Genomic DNA, 858 nt, shown 5'->3' with positions numbered 1-858 from the left:
AACTACCAACGTATCGTCATCCTTGAAGGCGAGTATGAAGTAAATGGTCCTATAATACTTGACTACACCAATGGTTCTACTAATTCATTAGCCCGTGGTCGTATTACCATCGAAGGTGAAGGATTTGGAACTCGTATTACAAACGCTACTACTTATACCACTGGAAATATTTTTGAAGTGCGTAGTTATTACAATACCATCAAAAATTTAAGTATTTTATCTGAAAACAACAATACATGTTTAGCTCTTACAACAGCAAATTCTACGGTTGATGTAAGAAACAATATTTTCGAGAATTTATATATTGGACACAAAGCTATGAATGGAGGTACACTAGCACCAAACGCAAGTTTAGTTTCAAATAGTGATGCCTCACCTCTTGATTCGAATCCTATAAGGGTTGGAGTTTATTTAGAATCTTCAATTAAGCAGATAGGATATAATAGATTTCATAATATTCACTTTTTTAGTGTAGATAAAGGAATTGTTTTGACAGGTGTGAACAGAGTTCACGACAATATTTTTGAAAATTTTTCATTCGAGAATACTCTAGTTGGTGTTGACTTCTTATCAAATGTAAATACAACAGATAATATTTTTAACAATTTGACTATTCAGGCAACTAGCTATACAAAAAATCTTATACGTAATATTAATGGTCGTCATAATTCGTTTATGTCTTGTAATTTTAATGATTGGAATAGTCTAACCGCTTTTACGCCTGTTCAAAATAATCATTCTTTCATAACGATTACATCTGGAGCAGAGCACACTACAGTTCAAAATTCAGAGGTAGGTAGAGGAACTGTAATTTATTTAATAGATGGTGGTAAATACACGCAATTAATCAACAACTAC

Annotated in this window: 1 protein-coding gene; it reads left to right on the top strand. The window is 32.3% G+C overall.

Annotated features, from left to right (window positions below; translation table 11 throughout):
- Nucleotides 1-858, top strand: an 858-nt coding sequence (locus B0A58_RS16540; RefSeq protein ID WP_165766355.1) for a hypothetical protein, incomplete at both ends; no start/stop codon positions are given.

Source organism: Flavobacterium branchiophilum NBRC 15030 = ATCC 35035, assembly GCF_002217205.1.
GTDB lineage: Bacteria > Bacteroidota > Bacteroidia > Flavobacteriales > Flavobacteriaceae > Flavobacterium > Flavobacterium branchiophilum.
Note: the sequence above shows the minus strand (reverse complement) of the source record. Positions and strands in the feature narration are given on the sequence as shown.